Origin of the sequence: Delftia sp. SD018, assembly GCF_017355445.1 — a bacterium.
GTDB classification, from domain to species: Bacteria; Pseudomonadota; Gammaproteobacteria; order Burkholderiales; family Burkholderiaceae_C; genus Comamonas; species Comamonas acidovorans.
The window spans coordinates 63052-77369 of sequence record NZ_JADDRN010000001.1; the positions used below are offsets into that span (position 1 = coordinate 63052).

Below are 14318 nucleotides of genomic sequence, written 5' to 3' on the forward strand. Positions count from 1 at the left end.
GGTGGGGTGCTTTGCAGAGGGTCTTGGCGGGGTCGGAAGGCAGGCGCTGCCTTGTCGAGGGGCAGGATAGCGGCGGATGCCGCAGATTATTATCGTCGTTATCACCTATATTATTAATAATCTATCTGGCCAACCATGCAGCCGTGCCCGGCGTGCGTGCCGGGCATGTTTTTCCGACACAAGACAAAAGGAGGAGACACCCATGGTTGTTGCTGCATCCCGCATCCGTCGCATTCATGCGCCCAACCGGCGCGCCGCCCTGGCTGCGGCGCTGCTGGCCTCGCTGGCGCTGGGCCCAGGCCTGGCCACGCCCGCGCTGGCCGACGGCGCCTATCCGGCCCGGCCCATCAAGCTGGTCGTTCCCTACACGCCCGGCGGCGCCACCGACGTGATCGGGCGCGTGGTGGGGCAAAGGCTCTCGCTGGCGCTGGGCCAGCCCGTGGTGGTGGAGAACCGGGCGGGCGCGGCCGGCAACCTGGGCGCCGCCGCCGTGGCCAAGGAAAGGCCCGATGGCTATACGCTGCTGCTGGGTGCGCTGACCAGCCATTCCATCAACAGCGTGCTCATGGCGTCCACGGCAGGCTTCACCATGGACAAGAGCTTTGCGCCCATTGGCGTGGTGGGCCGCGTGCCGCTGGTGGTGACCGTGGGCCCGTCGGTGAAGTCGGCCAATCTCGCGGAGCTCATCGCGCTGGCCAAAACCAGGCCGGCCGGGCTGAACTACGGCTCCTCGGGCAATGGCTCGCCCCAGCACCTGGCGGCCGAGCTGTTCAAGCGGCAGGCCGGCGTGCCGCTGACCCATGTGCCCTACAAGGGCAGCACGCCGGCGCTCAACGATCTGATGGGCGGCCAGGTGGATGTGGTGTTCGACACCCTGCCCGCCACGCAGGGCTTCATCAAGGGTGGCCGCCTGCGCGCGCTGGCCGTGACCACGGCGCAGCGCGTGCCCTCCATTGCCGACATTCCCACCACGGCCGAGGCCGGGCTGTCGGGCTTTGAGGTGACGTCGATGTTCGGCCTGCTGGCGCCTGCGGGCACGCCCGCGCCCATCGTCGCCCGGCTCAGCGGCGCGCTCAAGGAAGTGATGGGGCAGCAGGAAGTGAAGGACGCCCTGGTCGCCCAGGGCGCCATGCCCACCTTCACCACGCCTGCCGAGGCGCGAGCCCAGATCGCCGAGGAGGTGGCGCGCTGGTCCGCCGTGATCCGGCAGGCGGGCATACAGCCGGATTGACAAGGAGCATGGCGGGCTGTGCCGGAATGCCTCAGCGACGGCGCGCCCGTGTCTCCGGCAAAAAGGCCGTTGCCAGCCCCAGCAGCGGCAGGTAGGCCACCAGGCTATACACCCAGACGATGCCGTGGGTGTCGGCCAGGTTGCCCATGCCGGCAGCCCCCAGGCCGCCGATGCCGAACATGAGGCCGAACATCAGCCCCGAGACCAGGCCCACGCGGCCGGGCACGGCCTCCTGGGCGTAGACCACCAGCGCCGCAAAGGCCGAGGACATGACCAGGCCGATGACGATGGACAGCACGGCCGTCCAGAACAGGTCGGCATGCGGCAGCAACAGCGCAAACGGCGCCACGCCCAGGAAGGACACCCAGATCACGGCCTTGCGCCCTATGCGGTCACCCACCGGGCCGCCCGCGAAGGTGCCCGCCGCCACGGCCGCCAGGAAGGCGAACAGGTACAGCTGCGACTGCTGCACGGGCAGGGCAAAGCGCTCGATCAGATAGAAGGTGAAGTAGTTGGCAAAGGCCGCGATGTAGACGAACTTGGCGAACATCAGCACGCAGATCACGGTCACCGCGCGGATGACCTGCGAGCGGTTCAGCGCCGTCAGCGCATGCTGGCCGGCCGCCACCACCTTGGCCGGCGCGTGGTGCAGGCGCCAGTGCGTGATGCGCAGCAGCACCCAGATGGCCAGCAACGCCACCAGCATGAACCAGGCGATCGCATGCTGGCCAAACGGAATGACGATGGCCGCCACCATCAGCGGGCCGATGGCCGAGCCCGTGTTGCCGCCCACCTGGAAGGTCGATTGCGCCGTGCCGAATCGCCCGCCCGAGGCCAGCCGCGCCACGCGCGAGGCCTCGGGGTGGAAGGTGGACGAGCCCACGCCGATCAGCGACGCGGCGGCCAGCAGCATGGGGTAGCTGGTGGACAGGGCCAGCAGGCCCACGCCCACCAGCGTCACCACCATGCCCAGCGGCAGCAGGTAGGGCTTGGGATGCTTGTCGGTGTACAGGCCGATCCAGGGCTGCAGCAGCGAGGCCGTGATCTGGTAGACCAGGGAAATCCAGCCGATCTGCGCGAAGCTCAGCGAGAACTCCGTCTTGAGCATGGGATAGACGGCCGGCAGCACGGCCTGGATCAGGTCGTTGAGCAGGTGGGCAAAGGCGGCGGCGCCGACGATGCGCAGCAAAAATCCCTGCGCGGCATGGCTGGGTGCTGGATGGGCGGGAGCCGTATGGGCATGCGTTGCAGGCGCGCCCAGCTCGCCCGGGGCGCCAAGAGTGGTGGTGTTGCTTGTCATGGAGGAAAGGGCCCCGCAGGGCGGCACGGTCAGGGTCCGGCGTTGACGAAGGTCAATGGGCCGTGGGACCGAAGATAGGCGTTTGGTGCCCGTCTGTCTCTCTCTATACTGACTTCAATTGTCGAGATCGGGACAGAGAGCCACATAGAACCGCATAGAACCGCACAGGACGGGAAGCCCCATGGCCGCAGAACTGCCGCGCATGTACCTCAAGTACCACCAGACCGGGCGCCCCATGGCCGCCATGGAGGCCAACTGGGCGCATGGCACCAGCACGGGCTGGCACTCCCACCCGCGCGGCCAGCTGCTGTATGCGATCGAAGGCGTGATGTCCGTGCAGCTGCATTCCGGCTCCTGGCTGGTGCCGCCCAACCGGGGGCTGTGGATAGAGGCCGACGCCGAGCACGATGTGCGCATGTCGGGCGACGTGAAGATGCGCACGGCCTACATCGACGCCTCGGCCTTTGCGGACCTGCCCGCGCGCACCTGCGTGGTCAACGTGTCGCCCCTGCTGCGCGAGCTGGTGGTGGCCGCCGTCGGCGTGCCGCTGGACTATGCCGAAGGCAGCCGCGACGAGCGCCTGATGCACCTGCTGGTCGATGAACTGCGCGCCGCCGAGGTCCTGCCCCTGCACCTGCCTCTGTCCGCCGATGCGCGGCTGCGCCAGGTCTGCGAGGCCCTGATGCGCGAGCCTGCCGACACCGCCACCGCCGAACACTGGGCGCAGCTCCTGGGCGTGAGCGCCAAGACGCTGCAGCGCCTGTTCGTGAAGGAAACCGGCATGCCCTTCGCCCAGTGGCGCGAGCAGGCGCGGCTGATGTTCGCGCTGGGCCGCATTGCGGCGGGCGAGCGCATCATCGACATCGCCCTCGATTGCGGCTATGCCAGCCAGAGCGCGTTCACGGCCATGTTCAAAAGGCATTTCGGAGTGCCGCCTTCGGGCTTCCAGCGCTGAGGCACGACCGGACCAAGGTCGGGCCGGGCGGACTTGGATGCAGATCCAGATATCGATTGCGGCACAAGCATATGCCCAAAGATTCGTTCCCCCGCGCCTGCATCGTGGCGATACTGGCCGGCCGCATACCCTCCACCGCCTCAGCTTTTTCACCGCCGTACCGTGCTACCCGACCCAGTCCCCGACAGCGCGGCCGAAGCGCAGGTCGATCGCGTCATCGACGGCCTGCTCAACGGCCTGCAATGGCGCGCCAGCGTGTTCCACGTGGGGCAGTACTGCGGGCGCTGGCGGGCCTCCACGGCGGGGCGCGCGCGGGCCAGCTTTCACCTGATCCTGGACGGGCGCTGCTGGCTGCACCTGCCGGGCCAGCCCTCGGTGGAGCTGCAGCCGCGCGACGGCGTGTTTCTCTCGCGCGATGTGCCGCATTTCATCTCGCCCTATGCCGACCCGGACATGGCCTGCGCCCCGCAGGCCATGCGTCCCGCCACGGGCGATGCCGGCATCGGAGAGACGGCGCTGGCCTGCGGCTTCTTCACCTTCGAGGGTCCCATGCGCGGCCTGCTGGTCGATGCCTTCCCCGACCACCTGGTGCTGCGCGGCGACGACCATGCGATGAGCGGCGCCTCCATGCTGTTCGACCTGATGCGCGCCGAGGCGCTGCGCACGGGCACCGAGCCCTCGGCCGTGATGGACCGGCTGGTGGGCCTGCTGTTCTTCTACGGCCTGCGCCAGCTGGCGCATGGCGATGCGCGGGCGCGCGGCATCTGGAGCCTGCTGCGCCGGCCGGGCTTTGCGCCGCTGGTGGCCGAGCTGCTGCGCGAGCCGGCCCGCAACTGGAGCGTGGCCGACATGGCCGCGCGCGTGTGCCTGTCGCGCGCCACGTTCTTTCGGCAGTTTGCCGAGGCCTGCGGCCAGCCGCCCCAGCAATTCCTGCTGCTGCTGCGCATGCAGCTGGCGGCACGCCGCCTGGCCCAGGGCGAGGCGATAGGCCAGGTGGCCGAGGCCGTGGGCTACGAGTCCTATGCGGCTTTCTCGCGTGCCTTCAAGCGCGTGATGGGCGAGCAGCCCGGCGCCTGGCAGCGCGCGCAGGCACGCTGCTGCTGAGCCGCCATCCGAGCCCGGTGCATCTGCCTGCGGGTTGACACGTTCGGGCATAAATCCGCGACGCGGCGGCATTGATGGCAAGGGGGGCGCGGCCGATCATGAAGGCATTCCTTCATTCCTGCAAAGCACCATGGCACGCCTGACCCTGCACACCCCGCAAACCGCTCCTGAAGCCAGCCGCCCCTTCGTGGAGCGTGCCCTGGCCGGCAACGGATTCCTGCCCAACCTGATCGCCATCCTGGCCAACTCGCCCCAGGCGCTGGAGACCTATGTGACCGTGGGCCAGATCAACGCGCGCGCCCAGCTCACGCTGGCCGAGCGCGAGGTGGTGCAGATCACGGCGGCGCGCATCCATGGCTGCGACTTCTGCGTGGCCGGCCACACCAAGCTGGCCTTCAAGCAGGCCGGCCTGACCCAGGCCGAGGTGGTGGCGCTGCAGGACGGCCGCGACACCGGCCAGCCGCGCCTGGACGCCGTGCGCCGCTTTGCCGAAGCCGTGATCGCCACGCGCGGCGCCGTCGCCGACGAGGCCCTGGCCGCCTTCCATGCGGCCGGCCTGAGCGAGCAGCAGGCGCTGGAGGTGGTGCTGGGCATCAGCCTGGCCACGCTGTGCAACTTTGCCAACAGCCTGGCGCAAAGCCCCGTCAACCCACAGCTGCAGCCCTATCTGCCCGAACAGTTCCGACAACCGCAGGAGAACGCACATGCTGGCTGATTCGCTGCGGCAGTGGCTGGACGCCCATGCCGACTCCCTGGACGAAGGCCCCGCGCATGCGCACGAAGTGCTGCCCCGGCTGGCGCAGCACGGCCTGTTCGGCCTGGGCGTGCCCGTGGCCGAGGGCGGGCAGGGCGGCAGCCTGGGCGATGCGCTGGAGGCCATTGCCGGCGTGGCCGGGCATTCGCTGACGGCGGGCTTCGTGTTCTGGGCGCAGCGCGCCTTTGTCGAATACCTGCTGCAGTCGCCCAACGCGGCGCTGCGCCAGCGCTGGCTGCCGGGCCTGCTGCAGGGCACGCAGGCGGGCGCCACGGGCCTGTCCAACGCCATGAAGTACCTGGGCGGCATCGAGGCCCTGCAGGTCGAGGCCACGCCCGTCGGCGCTGTCGGCGCCGACAGCGCCGATGGCCTTGCACTGCGCGGGCGCGTGCCCTGGGCCACCAACCTGGTGCCGCCGGGTCGCTTCGTGGTGGCCGTCGCCGTCTCGCGCAGCGACGGTGCAAAGCCCTTCGTGGCCGCGCTGCCCGGCGATGCGGCGGGCCTGCAGCGCAGCGCCGACCTGGACCTGATCGCGCTGCGCGGCAGCCATACGGCGGCGCTGTCCATCGAGGGGCTGCAGATCGGCCCGGCCGATGTGATCCATGCCGACGCCAACCATTTCCTGCCGCGCGTGCGGCCCGCCTTCATGGGCCTGCAGCTGGGGCTGTGCATCGGCCTGGCGCGCGCCTCGCTGGCGGCGGCCTCGGCCCGTGCGGGCGCCGGGCGCGATGTGCTGGGCGGCCCGCTGCAGCAGCAGCGCCACGCGCTGGAACTGGCCACGGCCACGCTGCATGCCGGCCTGTCCGACGGACGTTTTCTTGACCGACCTCAAGCCCTGTTCCGCCTGCGTCTGGAATTGAACGACATCGTGCAGCAGTCCCTGCAGCTGGAGCTGCACGCCAGCGGCGGGCGCGCTTATCATCGCGACCAGCCGCTGGGATTCGCGCGCCGTTGGCGCGAGGCGGCTTTCATCCCCATCGTGACGCCCAGCGTCACGCAGCTACAGGGTGCGCTGGCTGGCGCGGCCCTGGCAACCACCAGTTCATGACCCAGACGGAAGCTTTCTCCCCTGACGCTCCCGCGCCAGTGCTGCAGGCACGCGGCGCGGGCTTTGGCTATGCGCCCGGCAAGGCCGTGTTCGAGGACATCTCCCTGAGCATTGCCCCGCGCGAAATCGTCTGCCTGCTCGGCGGCAGCGGCTGCGGCAAGTCCTCGCTGCTGCGCGTGCTCGGCGGCCTGGAGTCGCCGGACGGCGGCGCCTGGAGCCGGGGCGAGCTCCAGTTCCTCGGCCAGCCTCTGACCTCGCCGCACCCGCGCGCGGGCTTCGTGTTCCAGCAGCCCAGCCTGCTGCCCTGGCTGGACGCGCGGCGCAACGTGGGCTTCGGCCTGGACTTCGAGCGCCAGCCGAAGCTGGAGCAAGAGGCCCGCCGCCAGCGCGTGGAGCAGGCGCTGCAGGCCGTGGGCCTGGGCGGCAGCGGCGCGCTCTACCCCTCGCAGCTGTCGGGCGGCATGGCCCAGCGCGTGGCCCTGGCGCGCGCCCTGGCCCGCGAGCCGCAGCTGCTGCTGGCCGACGAGCCGTTCTCGGCCCTGGACGCCATCACGCGCGCCGAGATGCAGGAGCTGATGGTGGACGTGGTCCACCGCTGGCACACGGCGGCGCTGCTGGTCACGCATGACATCGACGAGGCCATCCTCGTGGGCGACCGCATCCTGCTGATGGGCGGGCGGCCCGGCCACATCGTGCGCGAATGGCGCGTGGACATTGCGCGCCCGCGCGAGGACCAGGCCGCCGCCGTGACCGCGCTGCGGCTGGACATCCTCTCGGCCCTGCACGGCGTGCGCCATGCGGCCCAGGCCTGATCCGGCTCGCCTGCCTGCCCGCCTGCCGATCTGCCGATCCGCCATTTCTTCGACTTCAACCATGCTCTTCTGAAAGGTCTTTCGCATGAGCTTCCAGGACCACCCTTCCTACACCCACATCTGCGCCTCGTCGGACTGCGGCTGCGGCCTCACGCGGCGGGACATGCTGCGCCTGGGCGCGCTGGCCACGGCCTCGGTGGCCGCGCCGCTGCTGGCCGCAGGCGATGCGCGCGCCCAGGCCTTCAAGGGCGATGACCAGCCCGTGAAGATCGGCTACCTGCCCATCACCGACGCCACGCCGCTGCTGGTGGCCCACGGCAACGGCCTGTTCGAGGCCGAAGGCCTCAAGGCCGAGGCGCCGCGCCTGTTCCGCTCCTGGGCCCAGATCGTCGAGGCCTTCGTCTCGGGCCAGGTCAACGTCATCCACCTGCTCACGCCCTCCACGCTGTGGGTGCGCTACGGCGCCAAGTTCCCCGCCAAGATCGTGGCCTGGAACCACGTCAACGGCTCGGGCCTGACCGTGCTGCCCGAGATCCAGAAGGTGCAGGACCTGGGCGGCAAGACCGTGGCGATCCCGTTCTGGTACTCCATCCACAACATCCTGCTGCAGGACGTGCTGCGCAAGGCCGGCCTCACGGCCGTGACCCGCGCGCGCGGCGGCGCCATTGCGGCCAACGAGGTCAACCTCGTGGTGCTGGCACCGGCCGAAATGGTCTCGGCCCTGGCCGGCAAGTCGATTGCGGGCTTCATCGTGGCCGAGCCCTTCAACGCCGCCGCCGAGATCGCGGGCGTGGGCAAGATGCTGCGCTTCTCGGGCGATGTCTGGAAGGACCACGCCTGCTGCGTCACCTTCCTGGCCGAGCGCGATATCGCCGACAAGCCCGAATGGGCGCAGCGCGTGACCAATGCCGTGGTCAAGGCCCAGCTGTGGACGCGCGACAACCGCCTGGCCGCCGCGCGCCTGCTGTCGAGCACCGGCGAGCGCCGCTACACGCCGCATCCGCAGCAGACGCTGTCCAAGGTGCTGGCCGCCACCGACTACGCCAGCTACGAGGCCAGCGGCGTGGTCGTCAACAAGGGCTGGCACCAGCGGCGCATCGACTTCCAGCCCTATCCCTATCCGTCGTACACCGAGCAGCTGGTGCGCGCCATCAAGGCCACCAAGGTCGAGGGCGACACGCGCTTCCTCGACAAGCTGGAGCCCAAGTTCGCGGCCACCGACCTGGTGGACGACCGCTTCGTGCGCAAGGCCATCCAGGCCGTGGGCGGCCCGCAGGTCTTCGGCATTCCGGCCGATTTCTCGCGCCGCGAAACCATCGTGGTGTGAGCCAGGTGTTGCGACGTATTGGATTGCCGCTGCTGGGCGCGGCCCTGGTCCTGGCCCTGTGGTGGGTGGGCGGCGCGCTGCTGGCGCGCAGCACGCCCGTGGCTGCGGCCTTCGCGCCCTGGCCTTCCCTGCAGGCGCTGGGCCAGCTGCTGACGGGCGCCGACATCTGGATGCACACCCTGCTGAGCCTGCAGCGCGTGGCCGTGGGCCTGCTGCTGGCCTTCGTGGTCGGCGTGCCGCTGGGCGTGCTGGTGGGCCTGTCGCGCGGGTTCTCACAGGCGTTCTCGCCCGTGTTCCAGTTCCTGCGCATGATCTCGCCGCTGTCGTGGATGCCCATTGCCGTGATGGTGCTGGGAGTGGGCGACGCGCCCGTGTACTTCCTGCTGGCCTTCGCCGCCGTCTGGCCCATCTTGCTGAGCACGGCGGCCGGCGTGGCCCAGCTGGACCGCAACTGGCTGCTGCTGGCGCGCAGCCTGTCGGCCACGCGCACCGAGACCGTGCTGCGCGTGGTGCTGCCCGGCATCACGGCCCAGATCCTCACGGGCGTGCGCCTGGCCATCGGCATCATCTGGATCGTGCTGGTGCCCGCAGAAATGCTGGGCGTGTCGGCCGGCCTGGGCTACTTCATCCTCGACACGCGCGACCGCCTGGCCTACTCGGAGCTGATGGCCGCCGTGGTGCTGATCGGCGCCCTGGGCTATGCGCTGGACCATGCGGCGCGCTGGCTGCACCAGCGCTGGATGCACTGAGCGGCCGGCATCATCGGGGCATCAGGCCTTCGGCATGTCGCCCACCGGGGCGGCATGCCCGGTGGCCACGATGGCCTGGACCAGCAGGGCGATCAGCGTGTCCTGCAGGGGCGACGGCGCCGCCGCCTCCAGCGAGGCAATGGCCAGCTGGTAGCGGATGCGCGGCCTGAACGGGCGGCTGGACAGGGCGCCGGGCTGGCAGTAGCTGGCCAGCAGGCCGTTGACCATGGACACGCCCAGGCCCTGCGCCACATGGGCGCAGGCCTCGCCCACGGAATGCACCTCCACGGCCACGCGCGGCTGCACACGCGCATGGCGAAAGGCCATGTCTATCTCCTGGCGGATCTCGCGCTGGCGGCCCAGCAGGATCAGCGGGGCGTCCACCAGATCTGACGGCGTCACCTCGTCCAGCGCCTGCAGCGCATGGCCTCTGGGCATGATGCAGACGGCCTCGGACTCCAGGCAGGCCCGCGTGCGCAGGCCGGGCATGGTCATGGGCAGGCGCACCAGGCCGATGTCGGCATCTCGGCTCAGCAGGGCCCGCTCGGTCTCGGTATAGGAGCCCGACAGCACTTCCAGCACCACGTCGGGATGCGCCTGCATGAACTGGTGGGCAATGGCCGGCATCAGCGAGGTGGCCAGGGTGCCGGGCACGGCCACCTTGAGCAGCCGGCGCTTGAAGCCGCCCAGCCGCAACTGCTCGGCATGGCGGCGAAAGCACTGGGCCGAATCCATGAGCACCTGGGCGTCGTGCAGCAGGGCCTCGGCCTCCTGCGTGGGCACCAGGCGGCCTTTTTCGCGGATGAAAAGCCGCAGGCCCAGGTCCTGCTCCAGTTGGGCCAGCAGGCGGCTGATGCCGGGCTGGGACAGCCCCAGGCGCTCGGCCGCACCCGTGGTGGAGCCGCTGAGCATGATGGCCTGGAAGGCTTCGAGTTGCTTGAAATTCATGGGTTGTACAGGCGGTGCTTGCATGATGGCAGCGCGGCCGGGGGCGCGCACGGCGCATCACGAATCGCATAGGGTAATACGCGTCCGTCATACCGTTGTGGTGGATGCGGGGGCTCCTGAGAATCGGCGGCGTCAGAACACGCACAACACAAGGAGCAAGATTCCATGAAGGCCCTGCCAAGCATTGCCGCCGTCTGCAGCCTGTCCATCGCGGCCCTGGGCCACCCGATTGCGCATGCGCAGGACATGCAGGTCTACGGCCAGATCCGGCTGACCGTGAACCACCTCAAGACCGGCAATGCCGGCTCCACCATGGAGGAGCGCGACAACGCCTCGCGCCTGGGCTTTCGCGGCAAGGAGGAGCTGGGCGGCGGCCTGCAGGCGCTGTTCGGCATGGAGATGGGGCTGGATGCGGACACGGGCTCGCTGACCACGCCGGCCTTTCGCAACAGCTACGTGGCGCTGCGCGGCAGCCTGGGCACGGTGGCCCTGGGCCGGCTGGACTCGGCCAATCCCACGGGCTCGCCGCTGTACTCGCAGGTCACGGGCATCACCTCGTTCGCGGCCAATGACGCCGGGGCCACGGCCATCGGCACCTCCATGCTCAATGCGCGCAACCGCACCTCCAACTCGCTGGGCTACCAAAGCCCGTCGTGGGGCGGCACGGTGTTCCGTGCGCGCTACTACCTGCGCGGCGATGCCAAGGCCCCAGGGCTGGAGGACGACGCCAGATCGCTGGACCTGGGCCTGAGCTACGCCGCAGGCCCGTGGGCGGCCGGCCTGGGCTACGCCAAGGACACGCGCGCCGGGGGCCTGCTGGCCAACGAGTTCGACAGCAAATGGCAGATGGGACTGCGCTACAGCTTTGGTGCCATCGAGCCCTATGTGCTGCTGGGCCGCGACCGCTTCAACCACAAGCCCGGCGTCTCGCGCGCCGACGTGGACTACTGGATGCTTGGCACGCGGCTGCGCCATGGCGCGCACGCCGTGGTGCTCAACCTGATGCAGCGCGACGTGCAGACCTCGCTGACCGGCAAGCGCAGGCGCCAGCAGCTGGCCTATACCTATGCGCTGTCCAAGCGCACCGAACTGCAGGCCTTCGTGGACCACGACGGCGTGGACTCCAGCCGCCCCAACGTGGCCGTGCTCGCCATCGGCGCGGGCGTGCGCCATGACTTCTGACCGTCCTGCACACCCGCATCAAGAATGGAGATTCCCATGACCCACTTCCAACGCTTCCTGTCCATGGCTTTCCTGGCACTGGGCCTTGCGCTGGGCCTGGCGCCCTTGCCCGGCCATGCGGCCGAATTCCCGGAAAAGCCCGTGCGCATCGTCGTGCCATTCCCCGCCGGTGCCGCGGCCGATGCCGCCATGCGCGTGGTCGCCCGCAAGATGTCCGAGCTGTGGCGCCAGCCCGTGGTCATCGACAACCGCCCCGGCGTGCATGGCTTCCAGCTGGTGTCTTCCGCGCCGGCCGATGGCTACACCCTGCTGCTGGGCGCGGGCTCGGGCATGGTGACGGCGCCCCTGCTGTCCAGCAAGCTGTCCTACAACCCCTCGCGCGACTTCGTGCCCGTGGGGCGAGTGCTGATCAACGTGCCCATCCTCACCACGCACCCCAGTCTCAATGTGAGCACCGTGCAGGAGCTGGTGGCGCTGGCGCGCAAGAACCCCGGTGCGCTGAACTACAGCTCCAGCGACAACGGCACGCCAGGCCATCTGTCCATGGAAATGTTCCAGGCTGCCACGGGCACGCGCATGCTGCAGATTCCCTACAAGGGCGGCGCGCCCGCCGTCAACGAACTGGTGGGCGGCCATGTGCAGCTGGGCATCAATGCCGTGCCCAGCGTGGTGCTGCAGATCAAGGCCGGCAAGCTCACGCCGCTGGCCGTGGCCAGTGCCACGCGCTCGCGCGCGCTGCCTCAGGTGCCCACCATGGCCGAGGCGGGCGTCAAGGACTTCGAATACGACATCTGGTATGCGCTGTTCGCGCCCACCGGCACGCCGCCTGCGGTGGTGGCCAAGGTCAATGCCGCGCTGGTGCGCTCGCTGCAGGACCGTGAAGTGGCCAGGTTGCTGGAGGCGCAGGGCGCCGAGCCCGCGCCCACCACGCCCCAGGAGCTGGCGCGCTTCATGCAGGAAGACACGGCGCGCTGGGCCAAGCTGGTCAAGGAACGCAACCTCAAGCTCGACTGAGCGCCAGCAGCATGAGCAACACATCAATCACCCACCTGGGCGGCGTGGTCCGCCACAGCCTCGCCGTGCCCATGCGCGATGGCGTGCGCCTGGCCACCGACCTGTATCTGCCCGGGAACCTCGGCCCCCACCATCCCGGACCGCTGCCCGTGCTGCTGGAGCGCACGCCCTACGGCAAGAACGAGGAAACGCGCCGCGAGCGCAGCGCGGCCAACCCCCTTCCCATGCGCCGGGGCGAGGTGGCGGCCCGCTTTGCGCGCGAAGGCTATGCCGTGGTCGTGCAGGACTGCCGGGGCCGCTTCGGCTCCGAAGGCCAGTTCACCAAATACCTGGGCGAGGCCCACGATGGCGTCGACACCCTGCAATGGATCATGGAGCAGTCCTGGTGCAACGGCAGCGTGGGCACCTACGGCCTGTCGTACGCCGCGCACACGCAGACCGCGCTGGCCACGCAAAGGCCGCCGGGCCTCAAGGCCATGTTCCTGGAATGCGGCGGCTTTGCGAATGCCTACCGGGGCGGCATACGCCACGGCGGTGCCTTCGAGCTGAAGCAGGCCGTCTGGGCCCTGCGCAATGCGCGCAGCGGCAGCAACCACCTGGAGCCCGCAGCGCGCCAGGCGCTGGAGCAGGCCGACATCGGCCAGTGGTGCCTGCGCCTGCCCTGGTCGCGCGGCGACTCGCCGCTGCAGTGGGCGCCCGAGTACGAGGGCTACCTGTTCAGCCAGTGGGAGCGCGGCAGCTTTGACGACTACTGGCGCCAGCCCGAGCTGTACGCCGCCGGCCACTACGGCGCCTTCGACGGCCTGGCCGTGATGCTGATGTGCGGCTGGTGGGACCCGTATGCGCAGACCACCACGGACAACTACCTGGGCCTGTCGCGCGGCGATGGCCGGGTCCGCATGGTGCTGGGTCCCTGGACCCATGGCGAGCGCAGCGTCCCGCATGCGGGCGATGTGGATTTCGGGCCCGATGCCGTGCTCGACGGCGCACTGGCCGACGACTACGTGGCCATGCGCCTGGCCTGGTTCGACCACTGGCTCAAGGGCCGGCCCATGCCCGCGCGCCAGCAAGCCGCCGTGCGCTACTTCCGCATGGGCGGCGGATCGGGCGCGCGCACGGCCCAGGGCCGGCTGGACCACGGCGGGGCCTGGCGCAGCGCCGACCACTGGCCCGTGCCCGGCACGCAGCCCACGGCCTGGCACCTGCACGCCGACGGCAGGCTGGCCCGCGAGCCCGCGCCGCAGCCGGGCGTGCGCAGCTACCGCTTTGACCCGGCCTGCCCGGTGCCCACCCTGGGCGGCTCCATCACCTCGGGCGAGCCGCTGATGTTCGCAGGCGCCTACGACCAGACCACGCACGAGAACACCTTCGCCGCCCGTCCGCCCTACGGCCCGCTGTCCGAGCGCGGCGACGTGCTGGTGTTCCAGACCGAGCCGCTGCAGCAAGACCTGGAGGTCACGGGCACCATCACCATCGAGCTGCAGGTGTCCTCGTCCGCGCCCGACACGGACTTCACCGCCAAGCTCATCGACCAGTACCCGCCCAGCGCCGACCATCCGCAGGGCTATGCGATGAACATCACCGACGGCATCCTGCGCTGCCGCTACCGCAACTCATGGGAGCAGCCCGAACTGATGACGCCCGGCGAGGTGGTGGCCATCACCATCGAGCCCATGCCCACCTCCAACCTGTTCCGCAAGGGCCACCGCATCCGCCTGGACATCTCCAGCAGCAACTTCCCGCGCTTCGACGTGAACCCCAACACCGGCGCGCCCGAGGGCAGTGCGGGGCCCAGGCAGGTGGCGGTCAACAGCCTGCACCTGGGTGGCTGCCATGCCTCGCGCATCGTGCTGCCGGTGGTGGCGGTCTAGGCGGAGAGCACACGCGTTTGGCA

At 69.9% G+C, this 14318-nt stretch carries 13 protein-coding genes; 11 read left to right on the forward strand and 2 right to left on the reverse strand.

The window, feature by feature from the left end; translation table 11 throughout:
* Positions 1-202 precede the first annotated feature (202 nt).
* A complete protein-coding gene (locus INR38_RS00320; protein ID WP_043821687.1) occupies positions 203-1231 on the forward strand; it encodes a tripartite tricarboxylate transporter substrate binding protein in 1029 nt (342 codons plus the stop codon).
* Between the two features lie 31 nt (positions 1232-1262).
* On the opposite strand, the gene INR38_RS00325 is transcribed toward INR38_RS00320, so the two are convergent.
* Positions 1263-2531, reverse strand: a complete 1269-nt coding sequence (locus INR38_RS00325) for an MFS transporter (RefSeq protein ID WP_207442449.1) — start codon at positions 2529-2531, stop codon at positions 1263-1265.
* Between the two features lie 181 nt (positions 2532-2712).
* Here INR38_RS00325 and INR38_RS00330 point away from each other — a divergent pair, with 181 nt between their 5' ends.
* From INR38_RS00330 to INR38_RS00360, 7 genes are all read left to right on the forward strand, one after another.
* Complete coding sequence (locus INR38_RS00330) at positions 2713-3486, forward strand: helix-turn-helix transcriptional regulator (protein WP_207442448.1); 774 nt, start codon at positions 2713-2715, stop codon at positions 3484-3486.
* Between the two features lie 162 nt (positions 3487-3648).
* Positions 3649-4590 (forward strand): AraC family transcriptional regulator, encoded by a 942-nt coding sequence (locus tag INR38_RS00335; RefSeq protein WP_016448374.1) that lies wholly within the window; start codon positions 3649-3651, stop codon positions 4588-4590.
* Between the two features lie 130 nt (positions 4591-4720).
* Positions 4721-5305 (forward strand): carboxymuconolactone decarboxylase family protein, encoded by a 585-nt coding sequence (locus INR38_RS00340; protein WP_016448373.1) that lies wholly within the window; start codon positions 4721-4723, stop codon positions 5303-5305.
* Positions 5295-6392, forward strand: coding sequence for an acyl-CoA dehydrogenase family protein (locus tag INR38_RS00345; RefSeq protein ID WP_013800534.1), 1098 nt, complete (start codon positions 5295-5297; stop codon positions 6390-6392). The genes INR38_RS00340 and INR38_RS00345 overlap by 11 nt, the downstream gene beginning before the upstream one ends.
* A complete protein-coding gene (locus INR38_RS00350) occupies positions 6389-7204 on the forward strand; it encodes an ABC transporter ATP-binding protein (protein WP_207442447.1) in 816 nt (271 codons plus the stop codon). Before INR38_RS00345 ends, INR38_RS00350 begins: the two co-directional genes overlap by 4 nt.
* 85 nt (positions 7205-7289) lie before the next feature.
* Positions 7290-8531: an ABC transporter substrate-binding protein gene (locus INR38_RS00355; RefSeq protein WP_047219193.1), complete on the forward strand. Its 1242-nt coding sequence runs from the start codon at positions 7290-7292 to the stop codon at positions 8529-8531.
* Entirely contained in the window at positions 8528-9280 is a 753-nt protein-coding gene (locus tag INR38_RS00360; protein ID WP_170962118.1) for an ABC transporter permease, read from the forward strand. The genes INR38_RS00355 and INR38_RS00360 overlap by 4 nt, the downstream gene beginning before the upstream one ends.
* A gap of 21 nt (positions 9281-9301) precedes the next feature.
* On the opposite strand, the gene INR38_RS00365 is transcribed toward INR38_RS00360, so the two are convergent.
* Positions 9302-10228, reverse strand: coding sequence for a LysR family transcriptional regulator (locus INR38_RS00365; protein ID WP_207442446.1), 927 nt, complete (start codon positions 10226-10228; stop codon positions 9302-9304).
* Between the two features lie 165 nt (positions 10229-10393).
* Between INR38_RS00365 and INR38_RS00370 the strand changes: the two genes are divergently transcribed.
* The 3 genes from INR38_RS00370 to INR38_RS00380 are packed head-to-tail and all read left to right on the forward strand — an operon-like array spanning position 10394 to position 14295.
* Positions 10394-11410 carry a porin gene (locus INR38_RS00370; RefSeq protein ID WP_207442445.1) on the forward strand — a complete coding sequence of 339 codons (1017 nt, stop codon included), beginning with the start codon at positions 10394-10396 and terminating at the stop codon, positions 11408-11410.
* Positions 11411-11446: 36 nt separating this feature from the next.
* On the forward strand, positions 11447-12424 hold the full coding sequence (locus INR38_RS00375) for a tripartite tricarboxylate transporter substrate binding protein (protein ID WP_207442444.1): 978 nt from the start codon (positions 11447-11449) through the stop codon (positions 12422-12424).
* A gap of 11 nt (positions 12425-12435) precedes the next feature.
* Positions 12436-14295 (forward strand): CocE/NonD family hydrolase, encoded by a 1860-nt coding sequence (locus tag INR38_RS00380; protein ID WP_207442443.1) that lies wholly within the window; start codon positions 12436-12438, stop codon positions 14293-14295.
* Positions 14296-14318 lie beyond the last annotated feature (23 nt).